This window comes from Pseudalkalibacillus decolorationis, from assembly GCF_024609785.1.
Taxonomy (GTDB): domain Bacteria; phylum Bacillota; class Bacilli; order Bacillales; family Fictibacillaceae; genus Pseudalkalibacillus; species Pseudalkalibacillus decolorationis.
Genome location: NZ_JANHJQ010000004.1, coordinates 95,562 through 111,070, shown reverse-complemented (window position 1 = coordinate 111,070; position 15,509 = coordinate 95,562). Strand labels below are relative to the sequence as shown.

The window sequence follows — 15,509 nt, the reverse complement described above, 5'->3', positions numbered from 1 at the left end:
CATGCAACTAGATGAATTTTTTGTCACAGGCGAACCGCTTATTTACGGAGCGATGGTCTCGATCGCGCTCGTGACCGCAGCTATTATCTTTATTTTAACCTATTTTAAAAAATGGGGCTGGTTGTGGCGCGAATGGTTGACGACTGTTGACCATAAAAAAATAGGTATCATGTATATCATCAGTGCTCTGGCTATGTTGTTCCGAGGTGGTATGGATGCTCTGATGATGCGGATACAATTAGCATTTCCTGGCATGAATTTCCTTAATGCACAACATTATGATGAAGTTTTCACAACACACGGTACAGTTATGATTATCTTTATGGCGATGCCATTCTTGATCGGTTTAATGAATATTGTGGTACCGTTACAAATTGGCGCACGGGATGTTGCTTTTCCGTATTTGAATGCTGTCAGTTTCTGGTCTTTCTTCTTCGGAGCGATGTTATTCAACATTTCCTTTGTTATCGGAGGTTCACCGGATGCCGGCTGGACAAGTTACACTCCTCTCGCAGGTGCAGCGATGAGCCCTGGACCTGGGCAAAATTTTTATTTACTTGGGTTACAACTTTCAGGGATAGGGACCTTGGCCACGGGCATTAACTTCATGGTTACAATACTTAAGATGCGTGCACCAGGTATGAAAATGTTTCAGATGCCGATTTTCAGTTGGTCAACACTTGTAACGTCATTCATCATCGTTTTCGCTTTTCCAATTTTAACGGTTGCCTTGGCATTGATGACGATTGACAGGATTTTCGGTTCACAGTTCTTTACGCTGACAGGTGAAGGAATGCCAATGATGTGGACGAATTTATTCTGGATGTGGGGTCACCCGGAAGTTTACATCGTAGTTTTACCGGCTTTCGGTATTTTTTCGGAAATCATATCAACATTTGCACGCAAGCAGTTGTTCGGTTACAAGGCTATGGTATGGTCGATGATTGTTATTGCCGGCCTAAGCTTTCTCGTATGGGTCCATCACTTCTTTACGATGGGTATGGGGGCATTCGTAAATTCCGTATTCTCCATATCGACAATGCTGATTGCCGTACCGACAGGGGTTAAAATATTTAACTGGCTAGGGACCTTATACAAAGGACGTATACAATTGACGACGCCGATGTTATGGTCGCTTGCGTTCATCCCGAGTTTTGTGATCGGCGGGGTAACCGGTGTCATGTTAGGAATGGCCGCAACGGACTATCAGTATCACAATTCGTATTTCTTGGTCGCTCACTTTCATTACGTCTTGATTGCCGGTACAGTATTTGCTTGTTTTGCTGGCCTAGTGTATTGGTATCCGAAAATGTTCGGGCACAAACTCAATGAAAGAATCGGTAAGTGGAGCCTTTGGTTTTTTGTGATCGGCTTCCATGTGTGCTTCTTCCCGCAATATTTTGTGGGCTTAGATGGTATGCCGCGGAGGGTGTTTACGATTATCCCAGAATGGATGCCGCTCAATGTCATTTCGACAGTCGGAGCATTTGGAATGGGAATGGGATTTGCGATCTTTGTGTATAACATCTACTACAGCTTGCGATACAATGAACGAGAAAAAAGCGGAGACTCTTGGGATGGGCGTACGCTCGAGTGGGCCACACCAACACCAGTACCGTTTTACAACTTTGCAACCGTTCCTCATGTTGAAGGGCTTGATGCTTATCTAATTATGAAGGAAAAAGGGCAAACCACCTTCGATGAAGCGAATTTAAAACCGATTCATATGCCAAGTAATACAGGCCAGCCATTCATTATGATGTCCATCATGTTTGTGGCCAGTTTCGGTCTCGTCTTTGAATGGTTGTGGATGGCTATTGCTGGTCTTATCGGGGTTATTGTGATGATGGCTTTCCGTTCGTTCGACTATAATGACGGTTTTTATGTTAAAGTTGATGAAATTAAGCGTACAGAGCGCTCAGCGAGGGGGCTATGATATGAGTGCACATGAACTGAAATCCGGTCCATTGGAATATCGTAGTTCACAAGGGCGGATGAACATTCTCGGCTTCTGGATTTTTCTCGCCGCGGAGATTGTACTTTTTTCAACCCTATTCGCCACTTACGCTGTATTATTCGGCCGGACAGCTAATGCACCGACACCGGGCGAACTATTTGAACCGAGTACCGTGCTCGTGATGACATTTCTCTTACTCATAAGTAGCTTTACATGCGGTATCGCGGTTCACGAAATGCGCCGAGGTTCTGTTAAAGGGCTCATAACCTGGTTGATTATTACATTAGTCTTGGGCCTCGGTTTCCTTGGTTTTGAAATATACGAGTTTATTCATTATACACATGAAGGGGTTACATTACAGTCAAGTGCATACTGGTCTAGCTTCTTTATATTGACAGGTACTCACGGCTTGCATGTGACGCTAGGGATCGGCTGGGCAATTCTCTTGTTGATCCAACTTGCAAAACGGGGCTTAACACCTGTGACAAGCAGAAAAGTCTTTATTATTAGTTTGTATTGGCACTTTCTGGACGTTATCTGGATTTTCATCTTTACAAGCGTCTATTTGATCGGGATGGTGGTTTAAGATGGCAGGACATACAGGACGTTTTCCAGTCAAACATGTTATTGGTTTCATCTTATCGATTGCCTTGACGTTGTTGGCCCTCTGGGCAGCCCTAGGTTCTGATTTACCTACGGTTTGGATTATTGTATCTATTATGGCTTTGGCGATCATCCAAGCTGGTATCCAGTTATTCATGTTCATGCATATGATTGAATCCGAAAGCCATAACGGTCATGTACCCTGGAACATGATCTTTCATGGTTTAGTATTAGCGGCTATCGTCGTCGCAGGATCCCTGTTTACGATGTACTCTGGTCATGGATCTGGAGGAGATCATGATGGCGATATGAAGCATGAACAACAACAGGAACAACATGAAGGACACACTGAACACTAGCAAACAGGGATGGTGATATGATATGGTACAAAATAAGAATTTTAACAATGGACATGGAAAAGGATACAGCGGTTTTTCATGGAAGCATGTGGTTGGGTTTGTTTTGTCGATTATATTGACGGCTTTCTCGCTTTGGACTGCAAATAATACTGGGTATTCGATTAAAATAGTTCTTTACGCCATATCAGTATTTGCTTTCTTGCAGGCTATACTTCAGTTATTTTATATAAGTGCGAGTCAGAGAACCTGAAATCACTAAGAAAAGCATACTTCTTAACGTGAAAAAAAAGCTCCTTTTTCAAATTGGAAAAGGAGCTTTTTGTATGTTCTACGTTAAGAAAGTATAAAAATACTTTCTATAGTATAAGCGCAACTAAGGCGATCGCCAGCGCTAAGGCTTGGCGCTAGCCAAGTTTTCTTTATTATTGATAACTTTTCTTATGCTCTGAAGGCGATTCGACCATGTGTATAATCATCATAATCCACGCCACAAAAGAAACGACAAGGCCGACATAGAACGTGCTCCATAATAAAGTCAGCGGTGCTGGTGCCACGCTAAACACTGCTTGGAAAAAGTAAAGCCACATCCCTACAAGAAGGACTGTTTGAACCAAAGCAAACCCTGTTTTTTTCAAATGCATAAATACGAATGGAGTAACGGTAGCTGTTAACATGAACATAAGTATGATACTCATCGAATACATCTCCTTATTAAGAGGATGTTCAAAAGTTGATCCTCCTTTTGAACACGTATGATAAAGACACTTCGAAATTTACTTGTAAGCGTAATCATATTCTTATCATTTATTGTAACAAATTATCCATAGAAATGTCACGGAAAGTTCATGATTTTATATGCCCGATTTCAAAAAACAAAACATCTCTTCTCCATGGGGCTTGAGCATGATCTTAAGAATCAAATAAAATTATCTGGGCATGTATTGTTAGATTAGTGGATTTTACGATTTATCTTTGTTTTTTGAAACATGTGTAAAGTTATCCGCCTAATCAAGCAATTCTTTCAACACAACTGCATGGTTGTGTTCCTCATCTTTTGCCCCGTAAAGCAATACGAGCTTTCCATTTTTCGCAAGCCCCTTCAACTTCTTAAGCGCTTTAGATTGATCTTCATCATTATCCAGCTCTTTTTTATACTGTTTCTTAAACGATTCAAATTTTTCAGGATCATGGTCGAACCATTTTCTTAAGTCAGAGCTCGGTGCTACCTCTTTAAACCATTCATCTAGATTGGCATCTTCCTTCGATACACCTCGGGGCCAAACGCGGTCAACAAGAATTCGTTTTCCGCTTTTTTCACCCTTAGAATCATAAATTCGCTTGAGTTCAATACTCATTTGAAAACCCTCCGATCCATTAATGTCTCACCTACTTTTATTATTCCTTTTGAGGGTGGATTTGAAACTGTTAACATTTCAATAGGCATTCACCCAAACCAAGCTATGTGCATATGGTAATGAAGGCAGGCCAATTTAGTGAAATTTACCGTGGAGGGAGTGCTTCATTTGGCTGGAAAAATAAAAAACTATTATGCAGGTGGTAATACGGCAAAAGGATTTTATAGTTTATATGAGAACAATCTGGTTGGGTTAAATCGACTCTTTATTTTAAAAGGCGGTCCTGGAACTGGAAAATCAACTTTGATGAAGGAAATCGGGAACGCTTGGAACGAAAAGGGCTTTGATATTGAATACTTGCATTGTTCTTCGGATAATCACTCAATCGATGGGGTTATCATACCAGTTTTAAAAGTTGGTATTGTTGACGGTACTGCGCCGCATGTCATAGAACCAAAAGCACCAGGTGTCATAGAGGAATATGTGAATCTAGGAGCTGCCTGGAATGCCGATTTGTTAGCGCCGTACAAAGAACGAATCCTTGAGTTGAATGACAAAATTCAAGTATGCTTCCAATCAGCTTATGCAAACTTTGCGGATGCACTTGCCATACATGATGAATGGGAAAAGATTTATATCGAAAACATGGACTTTCATAAAGCGGATCAATTGACGGGAGAGCTTTTGGAGACTTTTTTTGCTGGAAAAAGTTTAAAGAAGGACGCGGATATTCGTCATCGCTACCTTGGTGCTGCCACTCCTGAAGGGGCAGTTGATTTTATTCAAAATTTAACAGAGGATGTTTATAAACGATACTTCATAAAGGGTCGTCCAGGTTCAGGAAAGTCAACCATGCTAAAGAAAATTGCTGCTGCTGCAGAGGATAAAGGATTCGATACAGAAGTCTATCATTGCGGTTTTGATCCGAACAGTTTGGACATGGTGATTGTACGAGAGCTGGGGTTTGCAATTTTCGACAGTACGGCCCCACATGAATATTTTCCAGACCGAGAAAATGATGAGATCGTGGATATGTACAAACGAACGATCACACCCGGAACAGACGAAAAGTACGAGGAAGAACTTGAAGATATTAAAGACCGCTATTCAGGTAAAATGAAGGATGCCATCGCTTGTCTTGCCAAAGAAAAAGAGCTGCATGATGAACTTGAGCAATACTATATTGAAGCAATGGATTATGAAAAGGTAAACCGTATTAAGTTTGACATACAAAAACAGATTGAGCGATTGGAAGTTGCAGTTCAGGCGTTTTAGGTGAGCGAGTGACGATCAAAAGCAATAACACGTAAAGAAGCCGATACCCCTTACCGCAGGGATATCGGCTAATTTATTGCACGTTAAGAAAGTATAAAAATACTTTCTATCGATACGAACCGGAAAAATGAAGGATTTATTTAGAGAAATTCTTTTCTCCCTCTCTTGCAGTCTAAAAGTCCTTTTTGTTATTCCATCCTTCTTTCCTTGTTCCGTTTATTCATTTCCGACCTTTGAACGATATTTGTCGGAAAAGTAGGAAACCGAATAAGAAGGAAGTTTCAACTGATTAAGAGGGAGAGGAGGAAGTTGAAGCAAAAGAACCAGCACATCAATAAGCAGAAATATTAACCACGGGAAAGAGCCTGATGCAAACCAACTTCGAGTAATTCGGATGCGTTCGGGCTCTTTTTCTGTGGAATTATAGGGGAGCTGAGATAAGAGGTGCCCAAAAGGATGTTAATATTGTTAATGCTCCAGTGATGGTCTATTCGCCGATAAATCCTGGATTTCGCTGATATATTTAGTGTTTCGCCGATAAAAAGGGAAAATCGCTGATATATTGATTTTTTCGCCGATAAAAGGGGAAAATCGCCGATAAAATTATTTTTTGTCGACAAAAAGGCCTAATGCGCTGTTAAAAGCTACACCCGCTTTACTCAAATGCCAAATTTCCAATCCTTTTTCACCTAAGAATGCTCCATATGTTGAAATTCCAACGTGAATCTGTCATTTTAGAAACAGAACGCAGAGACGGAGGACTTTATGAACACATCCATCTATAGGGCTAACTTATATAATCTTGCATCAACGTTAGAAGAACAGTCAGTTCCTTATCAATTTGTTGAGGAATCCGCATTGTTTTTACAAGGGGTTTTAACTGATCCGGGGGATGTCTCAATAGAAGTACAATGGGACCTGATTGAAAATATCTATGGGTTCTTTAACTCTTATACACCATCCGGATTGGAGAAGGATCAGTTAATCGGTCGCTTTCATTTTCAGATGAATGGGATCGATGTCACTCTGCACTGTATCTACAATAAAGTGCTCAGAGCAGATGCCTCTCGAATACAAGTAGAAACAGAGGGGATGGATTATTGGTGTCAGTCTCTTTATTATGAGCTATCGGGTACTTCAAAATATGCTCGTGTTGTCCGTGAGTACTTACAAAACCAGCAAAAAATGGTAACAGAACAGAATGAATTCGCATGGAACCAGAATAACTACGAAGCATTGATCAATCGATATGGAAATCCTGATCAGGTAGCTGAAAAAATAACACAGAATCCTGAAGGCAGGCTTAGGCCATTTTATAAGTATATGAAGCCAGTGAAAGGAAAATCAATTGTTCACTTGATGGGTTCGAACGGAATTAAAGCGGTGGCGCTATCGATGTTAGGGGCTCATGTAACAGTTGTTGATTTTTCACAGGAAAATGCTAGGTTTGCGGCTGAACTTGCCGGTGCAGCTGGAGTTACTATTCATTACACGGTTTCAGATGCTTTATCATTTGAAGGCGAAGGAGATTTTGACATTGTTTTAATGGAGCTTGGTGTCCTTCACTATTTTATTGATTTGAAGCCACTTGTCGAAACAATCTCCAAATTACTGTGTGAAGGTGGCCAATTTGTATTACATGAATTTCATCCTATTTCGACAAAATTGATTACCTCAAAAGGGAAAAAGCACAAAGTAAGCGGAAATTACTTCGATCCGACAATTGATAGCAGAGAGGTTGCATTCACCAAGTATGCATCAGGGGAGGCTGCTCCAGTAACAAATGTATTGCAACGGAAATGGACCTTAGGAGAATTGGTTACAGCGGTCGCACAGGAAGGGCTTGTTATCAAAGTATTAGATGAGGAACCGAATCAGAAGGTCCATGACATCGGGCTCCCAAAGACATTTACGTTAGTTGCAGAAAAGCCTTTAAAGTAAAATAATAAGCATTTTTCTGTAATTCCTTTTGAAAACAGGTTATGTTAAGGAAAAAGCGATATTCAGGAGGGATTCAAATGACTGAAAGCAATGAACGTTTCGAGCATGCCACTTTTGCGGGAGGCTGTTTCTGGTGTATGGTCAAGCCATTCGATGAGATGCCCGGGATTGAAAAAGTGGTTTCAGGCTATACCGGTGGACATATAGAAAATCCGACGTATGAACAGGTGAAATCGAATACGACTGGGCATCGTGAAGCGGTTCAAATCACGTTTGATCCTAATGTATTCCCATATAAAAAGCTGTTAAAGCTCTATTGGCAGCAAATTGATCCGACAGATCCAGGCGGCCAGTTTTACGATCGTGGAGAGTCCTACAAAACGGCGATTTATTATCACAATGAGGAACAAAAGGAAAAAGCAGAGGCTTCGAAAAGAGAACTGGAAGAGAGCGGGCGTTTTCAGAAACCAATCGTCACTGATATTATTAAAGCATCCGCCTTTTATTCAGCAGAAGACTATCATCAAGGATATTATAAAAAGAATCCGTTTCATTACAATCAATTTCACAAAGGATCAGGACGTAAAGATTTTATTGAAACAAATTGGAAAGCTAAAAAGGATGAGAAAGAGCTTCGAGAACGCCTGACGGATATGCAATACAAGGTGACGCAGGAAAATGGTACAGAGCCGCCCTTCAATAATGAATTCTGGAACAATGAAAAAGAAGGAATATATGTTGATGTCGTTTCTGGTGAGCCGCTCTTCAGTTCAAAAGATCAATACGATGCAGGCTGCGGTTGGCCGAGTTTTACGAAACCGATCCGATTGGCACAAATCGAGGAAAAGGAAGACTTGGGTCATGGCATGATTCGGACAGAAGTACGGAGTAAGGAAGCCGATTCCCACTTAGGACATGTATTTCCTGATGGGCCGGGGCCAAAGGGAGTACGCTATTGCATCAATTCAGCAGCACTTCGGTTTATTGCAAAAGAGGATCTAGATAAAGAAGGGCTTAGCGAATATAAACAGTTATTTGATTAAAGTATAAGGGATGACGTAGTTTTGCGTCATCCCTGTTTCTTGTGAGTAAAGAAAGTATAAAAGTTTGCGGCATGGATGTAATGTCCAGCTTCAGCGCCCAACCACTTGGATCACTTCAGGCCTTCTGCGGCGGCAACACACTGAAGTACTCCATGTATATTCCCACGCAGGGCCGAACTTGTTTGGGCCGAGCCTCCTCGTCGGTCTTCCAGTGACCTTCGTGGCTAAGCAGGGCGCTTGCGCTTTTCTTTACACGTTAAGAAAGTATAAAAAATACTTTCTATAGTATAAGCGCAACTACGGCGATCGCCTACGCTAAGGCTTGGCGCTAGCCAAGTTTTCTTTAATTGAATTCCGGATATACTCTTTATCCAGCTGATGCCTGTAGTTCTTTTGAAAGGTCAATAGCTGGACCGAAAAATTCATAGTTGATTTGCTTGGGAGTTACTCCTGATTTTTTCAATCCGGAAATGACAGCCTTCATAAACCCTTCTGGACCGCATACATAGTGATCCGCATCACGACTTGGAAGAACCGTTTGCAGCCAAGGAAGATCGATGTACCCTTCTTTTCCAAAACACGTATTAAGGCGGTCCTTGTCAGTCGGATTCTCGTAACAGAAGTAAGCTTTCAAATGATCATGGTGTTCAGTCAGCTCGAGTACATGTTGGCCCATTGCCTGGTATTCTCCATTAACTGCTGCATGGATATAGTAGATGTCACGGTCTGGAGTATCTCTTAAGCTCGTTTCAAGCATACTCATCAGTGGGGTGAAACCAACACCTCCAGCGATCAAAACTAATGGTCGTTCCTCGTTCATGTTCAACGTAAAATCACCGGCTGGAGCACTTAGGAGAATCGTATTACCTTCTTCAACGCATTCATGTAGATAGGTTGAGACGATTCCTTCATGCTTAATGCTTAAGCGATAATAGTCTTTTCCCGGAGCATCTGAGAGACTGTATTGGCGAATGTGCGTATAAGGATCATTCGGGAGTTGTACTTTTACACTGACATACTGACCTGCTAGAAACCCTGTAAGCTCACCACCATCTAACGGTTGTAAGTAAAAGGACGTAATTACTCTGCTTTCCACCTCTTTTTTCATAAGTATGAATTCGCGATCACCTTCCCAGCCGCCTTGTTGTTGCTTTGCTTTCTCATACATCTCTTTTTCAACATTGATAAAAGCATCTGCAATTACTTGGTAAGCCTTCCCCCATGCTTGGATAATCTCGTCAGTTGCGGCATCACCAAGTACATCTTTAATTGCAGCTAGTAGATTTTTTCCCACAATTGGATAATGTTCTGGACGAACCCCAAGGCTGCGGTGTTTATGGGCAATTTGTTTGACTGCAGGCAAGATTTCTTCAAGTCTGTCAATATGGACGGCTGCTGCATAAACCGCATTTGCAAGTGCTTGTTGCTGACGGCCCTTTTCTTGGTTGGAGTGGTTGAAAATATTTAATAGATCAGGATGGTTTTGGAAAAGCAGTTCGTAAAATCGTGTCGTAATCGTCGTTCCATGCTCCTTTAACATGGGAACGGTCGCTTTAATCGTATTGATTGTTTTTTGCTCTAGCATGATTGGTAGCCCCTTTCGATAAAAGAAGTATTTTAAATACATCTTTATCGTAGACCCATTGTTGTGTTAAAGCAATATTTTAAATACATCTTTCATAGTTCCACCATATTTAGTGTCAATCGTTGTTCACAATTCTTTAATAAGCAATTAGAGAATGGTAAGATAGACGCTAAAGAAGGCAAAAAGGGAAGAGGATAAAGAATGAGATTAACGAATTATACGGATTATTCCTTACGCGTGCTGATTTATCTCGCTGTACAAAAGGATAATCATCTCATTAACATAAAAGATATTGCAGATATGTATCAAATTTCGAAAAATCATCTGATGAAGGTCATACACGAATTAGGGAAGCTTGGATTAATCCAAACCGTTCGTGGGCGTAATGGAGGAATACGATTAAACAAACGTCCAGAAGAGATCAATATCGGTGAGGTGATTCGAAAGACAGAGGAGGACTTCTATATCGTTGAATGCTTTGAAGATTCACGGAATGGGTGTATCATCAGTCCGGTTTGTGGATTAAAAGGAGTATTGAACGAAGCCTTGGAAGCCTATTTTAAAGTACTTGACGGATATACTCTTGCTGACTTAACCTTCAATAAATCCGCATTCCAGAAGCTTTTTAATATGGGGTTTCATTGATAGTAAGAAAACGTGGCATGGCCAAGCGCATTGCGTAGGCTGAGCTTTAGCTCTAAAGCCCCTTGAGCTTATACTGGGACTTAAATTTTTCACCCGCTTCGATTTGCTCTTTGATGAAAAGTTATACTTTCCTCCCGTACAAACACAAGGGAGCATTGAAAGTTCAATGCTCCCTTATAAATCCTAATCAAATTTATACGTCCAGAAGCGTTCTTTTTGCAACCAGTTGAGCAGTTCTTCTTCATTGGCTTTAAGGCGTTTCTTTACTCCCGCTATGAGACCCGCTGTTTGTGATCGGTGTGCTTCAATCGTGGAAATCTTCTTGTCCTGAACAGTACTTACATCACGACTGACATCCGCTTCTCCAAGCTCTTCGACACAGTTGTTAGAGAAAGCGACACATTCTACCTTCGGACGTTCTGATTCAGGAAGCTTCCTTACTGCCTCAATAACCGCTTCACCGCACGAATCATGGTCAGGATGCACACTGTAACCAGGGTAAAAGGTGATAACGAGTGTCGGCTTCAGTTCATCGATTACATCAGTTACTTGTTTCGCAATCAGGGCATTATCTTCAAATTCGATCGTTTTATCGCGATAGCCCATCATTCGTACGTCTTTGATCCCAAGAACGTCACAGGCTGCTGTTAATTCCTTTTTACGAATCAATGGAAGGGTTTCACGGTTCGCGAAGGGTGGGTTTCCCATATTTCGCCCCATTTCTCCAAGGGTCAGGCACATATAAGTCACAGGTGTTCCATTTTGTATGAAAGATGCAATCGATCCGGAAACACCAAATGCTTCGTCATCCGGATGAGGGAATACGACAAGGACGTGATCATGCTTTTCCATTTGGTCCACTCCTTTCATTTTTTACACGTTAAGAAAGTATAAAAATACTTTCTATAGTATAAGCGCAACTAAGGCGATCGCCAGCGCTAAGGCTTGGCGCTAGCCAAGGTTTCTTTATTCGCACCTTCCGCTTTTCCTTAATCAAAAGGAGTTTCACTGATCTGCAGTGCGACGGCAAGCTTTCCATCTTTATCGTACCCTGCCATTAGGAGACGGTTTTCACCATCGAGCTCCCAGTGGGTGATCCCCTCCGCATAAATCCAGCCAAGTTCCATTTTCAGACCAACACGATACGGTTCGTCTCCAGTGATTTTTCCACGGGTATAACGAATTTTTCCATTGCGAATATAGGCTCCTGCTGAAAAAAATGATTCATTAAAGTGAGAAGCATACGCGCCATTCGTTGTCTCAAGGTGAATATAGACATCCTTATCAACAAACCGTTCAATAACGGCTTGTACTTTCGTAGTATCAATTGGATCCAAAAAAATCCCTCCTACAAATACAACATCTATCTTACATTGTACTAGAAATTAGACGTGTATGTTTGTATGAATGCTTCGTTATTTTTGTGCAACCAATTGCTTATAAGCTGCATGATTAGTTGGTCCAACATATTCGTTTAAGCGGAACGAGTGACGGATTGCTTCTGTAATGAATGCTTTTGCAGCCTCGATCGCTTCCCGAACGGGTTTTCCTTGTGCTAGGCTTGCTGTTATCGCGGCAGAATAAGTGCATCCCGCGCCGTGCGTGTATGGTGTATCAATCTTTTCAGACTCAAGAATGCTGAATTCTTTTCCGTCATACAAAAGGTCAATTGCGTTTGAATGCTCCAGTTTAGCTCCGCCCTTGATCAAGACATACTTCGCACCCGTTTCATGAATTTTCTTTGCCGCTTCCTTCATGTCGTCCACCGTTGTAATCGGTTTTTGTTTTGCAAGGAATGCTGCCTCGAAAAGGTTTGGTGTCGCAACATCAGCCGTTGGAACAAGGATATCGCGTAGTGCATCCGTGTTTTCGGGGTGAAGCACCTCCTCAGCTCCTTTACAAACCATAACGGGATCAATGACTACGTTTGGTAGCTTGTTTTCTTTTATCGTATTAGCAGCAAGTTCGATGATTTCAGGGGAACCAAGCATACCTGTTTTCACCGCTTCCACACCAACAGATACAATAGTCTTTAATTGTGCCTCAACCGTACTTACTTCTTGCGGGAAAACATTGTGTTGCCAACTGTTGTCTGGATCCATCGACACAATTGTGGTTAACGCGGACATACCATAAACGTTCAATTCTTGAAATGTTTTTAAATCAGCCTGAATCCCAGCGCCGCCCGAGCTGTCAGAGCCTGCAATCGTTAATGCCTTTTTCAACTGTAAAACCTCCTAGTGTTCAATCTATTGGAATTCCTATATGAAATCTATGTTTTTTTTATCGTATCTTTAATTATATCAAGTTTCCTTTAGAAAAAGAAACGTGTTGAATTGTAGAGTTAAAGCAATCTTATTCGAAAATAGGCTTTGTATCTTGTTTTTGGTTAAGCTCAAGCCACTCTCGACGCAATAGCCCGTACATGAGCATGTCATGGGCTTCTCCATCCCGGAATACGAATTCACGCTGTGCTCCTTCATACGTAAAGCCGAGTCGTTCGTATAGCTTTATTGCTCGCTTGTTATAGCTGAATACGCTTAACTGTATACGGTGCAGGTTCAGTTCATTATAAGCGAAATCAAGGACGAGCTGCATTGTTTCATAGCCAATCCCTTGCTGCCAAATGTCCCGTTCGCCAATACCGATTGCAAGCCAAGCGTTTCGATGTGGCCATAGGATTCCATCGATGTCGACCCAACCGAGAACTCGATCATCTTCTTTTAATCGAACAGCAAATAAATAGGATTTGTGCTCCTTCGGTTTTTGTTCTACCCATTCTTTAAAATCACGGGCAAGAAGTGGAAACGATGGAGAGGCGTCCATGCAGCGCATATACTCATCATCGTGATACCAGCTCGATATCGTTTCAAGATCCTCTTCTTTAAATCGGCCAAGATAGATACGTTGGCCGTTTCGTATCGATCGTGTAATCATAGCTTTTCCCCCTAGTAATTTGTCTCTACTTTGTGTAATTTTTTACTCTACGGATAATGTTTTTTCACAGAGTTTTTAACACGTTAAGAAAGTATAAAAGTTTGCGGCATGGATGTAATGTCCAGCTTCAGCGCCCCACCACTTGGATCACTTCAGACCTCCTGTGGCGGCAACACACTGAAGTACTCCATGTATATTCCCACGCAGGACCGAACTTGTTTGGGCCGAGCCTCCTCGTCGGTCTTCCAGTGACCTTCGTGGCTAAGCAGGGCGCTTGCGCTTTTCGTAAGAGGTAAGAAAGTATAAAATTTTGATGCAAAGAGGCAATGTCTAGCTCCAGCGCCCAGCCATTTGGATCACTTCAGTCCCCTTCCGGCGGCAACAGCCTCCTCAGTTGCCTTCCATTGACCTTCGTGGCTACCCAGGGCGCTTGCGCTTTTCTTATAATGGAAGGATAGGTGTTTTACTTTACCCAACAGCCGTTTCGGAACAATGGTTCGCGGTGTCCGTCTGCTTGGATACCATCAATGTTCATTTCATTCGAACCAATCATAAAATCAACGTGTGTGATGCTTGTGTTTAGACCAGATTCTCCAAGCTGCTCACCCGTCATTTTGTTTCCGTCTTGTACACAAAGTGGGTAAGCAGCACCGATTGCTAAATGACATGACGCATTTTCATCAAATAATGTATGGTAAAAGATCGTTTCCCGTATCGCAATCGGTGAATCCTGGGGTACAAGAGCGACCTCTCCCAAATACCGAGCCCCTTCATCGGTTTTGATTAATTCCTTTAAAGTGTCCAGTCCTTTTGAAGCGTTGACACTCACGATCTTTCCATCCTTAAATGTCAGCTGGATGTTCTCAATGACAGTCCCACTATAAATGAGAGGCTTCGTACTTGTAACAGTTCCATTTACACCCGTTTTTAGTGGTGCTGTAAACACTTCTTCAGTCGGTAAATTTGGTGTGAAGAAGACGCCGTCGTGAGTTTTCGTACCCCCGCCAACCCAAAGGTGATCATCGGGTAAATCTATCGTCAAGTCCGTACCAGGTGCTACGAAATAGAGCTGGCGATACCTTTTTTCGTTAAGCTCATCTACTTTACTTGTTAAGTAAGCGATATGTTTGTCCCACTCTTTTACCGGTTCGAGAGTATCCACCCGAGTCATCTGAAAAACCGCTTCCCATAATTGCTCAACCGCGTCCTTAGGGTTTAGGTGTGGGTAGACCTTTTTTGCCCAAGCTTCATTTGGTATACACACGACACAAAACTTTACTTTCCCTGATTGTCTGGCTGTCGACACTTTACGTAGTGCGAGTGCAGCCGCTTTATTTTGGATCGCTACTCGCTTCGGGTCAATATCCTTAAATGCATCTGGATCTGTACTTTGAATGTTCAAAAATGCTGCGTTTTCTTCGACAAAGGATTCGGCCCGCCCTTTACTCCAATTAGGGTATGAAGCTAACATTTCTTCGCTCGCATAAGTCAACCTTTGTTTGGAAAGCTCTTGATCAGACCACTCTACATGAACATTTCCTGCCCCTTTTCGGTACGCCAATTCGCTTATCTTTCGAACAAACCCTAAAGCTTCAATTGATGCATTTATAAAAAGCGTTTGATACGGCTGAAGGTTAATTCCTACTTCAACCGTAACCTTCGCTAGGTTTGAAAGTTTGGTTTCATTTGTCATTGCGTTCATTTTCGCTGATCCTCCTTTAAATGTTTGAACATCACACATATAGTTTTTGTAGTATTTTGAATATCTTCTACAATTATATCAGAATTCGAGGCAATCAAACTGACAGT

Annotated in this window: 15 protein-coding genes; 7 read left to right on the top strand and 8 right to left on the bottom strand. The window is 41.9% G+C overall.

Annotated elements, in window-relative coordinates; all coding sequences use genetic code 11:
• Nucleotide 1 precedes the first annotated feature (1 nt).
• From qoxB to qoxD, 3 genes are read left to right on the top strand one after another with little or no spacing between them, the layout of a single operon-like run.
• The gene (qoxB, locus tag NON16_RS05375) at nucleotides 2-1,936 is read left to right on the top strand and encodes a cytochrome aa3 quinol oxidase subunit I (protein WP_257347574.1); all 1,935 of its coding nucleotides are present in this window, start codon (nucleotides 2-4) and stop codon (nucleotides 1,934-1,936) included.
• Nucleotides 1,896-2,543, top strand: coding sequence for a cytochrome aa3 quinol oxidase subunit III (gene qoxC, locus NON16_RS05370; RefSeq protein WP_257347671.1), 648 nt, complete (start codon nucleotides 1,896-1,898; stop codon nucleotides 2,541-2,543). Before qoxB ends, qoxC begins: the two co-directional genes overlap by 41 nt.
• A gap of 1 nt (nucleotide 2,544) precedes the next feature.
• The gene (qoxD, locus tag NON16_RS05365) at nucleotides 2,545-2,919 is read left to right on the top strand and encodes a cytochrome aa3 quinol oxidase subunit IV (protein WP_257347573.1); all 375 of its coding nucleotides are present in this window, start codon (nucleotides 2,545-2,547) and stop codon (nucleotides 2,917-2,919) included.
• 422 nt (nucleotides 2,920-3,341) lie between these two features.
• On the opposite strand, the gene NON16_RS05360 is transcribed toward qoxD, so the two are convergent.
• Together NON16_RS05360 and NON16_RS05355 are read right to left on the bottom strand one after the other, a co-directional pair.
• Nucleotides 3,342-3,614, bottom strand: a complete 273-nt coding sequence (locus NON16_RS05360) for a hypothetical protein (protein WP_257347572.1) — start codon at nucleotides 3,612-3,614, stop codon at nucleotides 3,342-3,344.
• 309 nt (nucleotides 3,615-3,923) lie between these two features.
• Nucleotides 3,924-4,274: a DUF488 domain-containing protein gene (locus NON16_RS05355; protein WP_257347571.1), complete on the bottom strand. Its 351-nt coding sequence runs from the start codon at nucleotides 4,272-4,274 to the stop codon at nucleotides 3,924-3,926.
• Nucleotides 4,275-4,442: 168 nt separating this feature from the next.
• Between NON16_RS05355 and NON16_RS05350 the strand changes: the two genes are divergently transcribed.
• The 3 genes from NON16_RS05350 (at nucleotide 4,443) to msrA (ending at nucleotide 8,533) form a co-directional block, all read left to right on the top strand.
• On the top strand, nucleotides 4,443-5,549 hold the full coding sequence (locus NON16_RS05350; protein WP_257347570.1) for a PRK06851 family protein: 1,107 nt from the start codon (nucleotides 4,443-4,445) through the stop codon (nucleotides 5,547-5,549).
• Between the two features lie 765 nt (nucleotides 5,550-6,314).
• Nucleotides 6,315-7,490 carry a class I SAM-dependent methyltransferase gene (locus NON16_RS05345; protein ID WP_257347569.1) on the top strand — a complete coding sequence of 392 codons (1,176 nt, stop codon included), beginning with the start codon at nucleotides 6,315-6,317 and terminating at the stop codon, nucleotides 7,488-7,490.
• 77 nt (nucleotides 7,491-7,567) lie between these two features.
• The gene (gene msrA, locus NON16_RS05340; protein WP_257347568.1) at nucleotides 7,568-8,533 is read left to right on the top strand and encodes a peptide-methionine (S)-S-oxide reductase MsrA; all 966 of its coding nucleotides are present in this window, start codon (nucleotides 7,568-7,570) and stop codon (nucleotides 8,531-8,533) included.
• Nucleotides 8,534-8,900: 367 nt separating this feature from the next.
• Here msrA and hmpA read toward each other — a convergent pair whose 3' ends face one another.
• Nucleotides 8,901-10,118 (bottom strand): NO-inducible flavohemoprotein, encoded by a 1,218-nt coding sequence (gene hmpA, locus NON16_RS05335; RefSeq protein WP_257347567.1) that lies wholly within the window; start codon nucleotides 10,116-10,118, stop codon nucleotides 8,901-8,903.
• A gap of 201 nt (nucleotides 10,119-10,319) precedes the next feature.
• On the opposite strand from hmpA, the gene NON16_RS05330 reads away from it, so the two are divergent.
• The gene (locus tag NON16_RS05330) at nucleotides 10,320-10,763 is read left to right on the top strand and encodes an RrF2 family transcriptional regulator (RefSeq protein ID WP_257347566.1); all 444 of its coding nucleotides are present in this window, start codon (nucleotides 10,320-10,322) and stop codon (nucleotides 10,761-10,763) included.
• Between the two features lie 183 nt (nucleotides 10,764-10,946).
• Here the strand turns inward: NON16_RS05330 and bshB2 are convergent, their stop codons facing one another.
• The 5 genes from bshB2 to NON16_RS05305 form a co-directional block, all read right to left on the bottom strand.
• Nucleotides 10,947-11,615 (bottom strand): bacillithiol biosynthesis deacetylase BshB2, encoded by a 669-nt coding sequence (gene bshB2, locus NON16_RS05325; protein WP_257347565.1) that lies wholly within the window; start codon nucleotides 11,613-11,615, stop codon nucleotides 10,947-10,949.
• Nucleotides 11,616-11,752: 137 nt separating this feature from the next.
• On the bottom strand, nucleotides 11,753-12,100 hold the full coding sequence (locus tag NON16_RS05320; protein ID WP_257347564.1) for a YojF family protein: 348 nt from the start codon (nucleotides 12,098-12,100) through the stop codon (nucleotides 11,753-11,755).
• A 78-nt stretch (nucleotides 12,101-12,178) separates the two neighbouring features.
• The gene (gene pdxK, locus NON16_RS05315) at nucleotides 12,179-12,988 is read right to left on the bottom strand and encodes a pyridoxine/pyridoxal/pyridoxamine kinase (RefSeq protein WP_257347563.1); all 810 of its coding nucleotides are present in this window, start codon (nucleotides 12,986-12,988) and stop codon (nucleotides 12,179-12,181) included.
• Nucleotides 12,989-13,118: 130 nt separating this feature from the next.
• The gene (locus NON16_RS05310; RefSeq protein ID WP_257347562.1) at nucleotides 13,119-13,700 is read right to left on the bottom strand and encodes a GNAT family N-acetyltransferase; all 582 of its coding nucleotides are present in this window, start codon (nucleotides 13,698-13,700) and stop codon (nucleotides 13,119-13,121) included.
• 463 nt (nucleotides 13,701-14,163) lie between these two features.
• Nucleotides 14,164-15,402, bottom strand: coding sequence for an aminopeptidase (locus NON16_RS05305; RefSeq protein ID WP_372508750.1), 1,239 nt, complete (start codon nucleotides 15,400-15,402; stop codon nucleotides 14,164-14,166).
• Nucleotides 15,403-15,509 lie beyond the last annotated feature (107 nt).

Coding starts and splice junctions, on each gene's coding strand:
- NON16_RS05305 (WP_372508750.1), bottom strand. CDS start 15,402: ATGAACGCAATGACAAATGAAACCAAACTTTCAAACCTAGCGAAGGTT.
- qoxD (WP_257347573.1), top strand. CDS start 2,545: ATGGCAGGACATACAGGACGTTTTCCAGTCAAACATGTTATTGGTTTC.
- NON16_RS05360 (WP_257347572.1), bottom strand. CDS start 3,614: ATGAGTATCATACTTATGTTCATGTTAACAGCTACCGTTACTCCATTC.
- NON16_RS05345 (WP_257347569.1), top strand. CDS start 6,315: ATGAACACATCCATCTATAGGGCTAACTTATATAATCTTGCATCAACG.
- qoxC (WP_257347671.1), top strand. CDS start 1,896: ATGAAATTAAGCGTACAGAGCGCTCAGCGAGGGGGCTATGATATGAGT.
- NON16_RS05330 (WP_257347566.1), top strand. CDS start 10,320: ATGAGATTAACGAATTATACGGATTATTCCTTACGCGTGCTGATTTAT.
- bshB2 (WP_257347565.1), bottom strand. CDS start 11,615: ATGGAAAAGCATGATCACGTCCTTGTCGTATTCCCTCATCCGGATGAC.
- hmpA (WP_257347567.1), bottom strand. CDS start 10,118: ATGCTAGAGCAAAAAACAATCAATACGATTAAAGCGACCGTTCCCATG.
- msrA (WP_257347568.1), top strand. CDS start 7,568: ATGACTGAAAGCAATGAACGTTTCGAGCATGCCACTTTTGCGGGAGGC.
- NON16_RS05310 (WP_257347562.1), bottom strand. CDS start 13,700: ATGATTACACGATCGATACGAAACGGCCAACGTATCTATCTTGGCCGA.
- NON16_RS05355 (WP_257347571.1), bottom strand. CDS start 4,274: ATGAGTATTGAACTCAAGCGAATTTATGATTCTAAGGGTGAAAAAAGC.
- qoxB (WP_257347574.1), top strand. CDS start 2: ATGCAACTAGATGAATTTTTTGTCACAGGCGAACCGCTTATTTACGGA.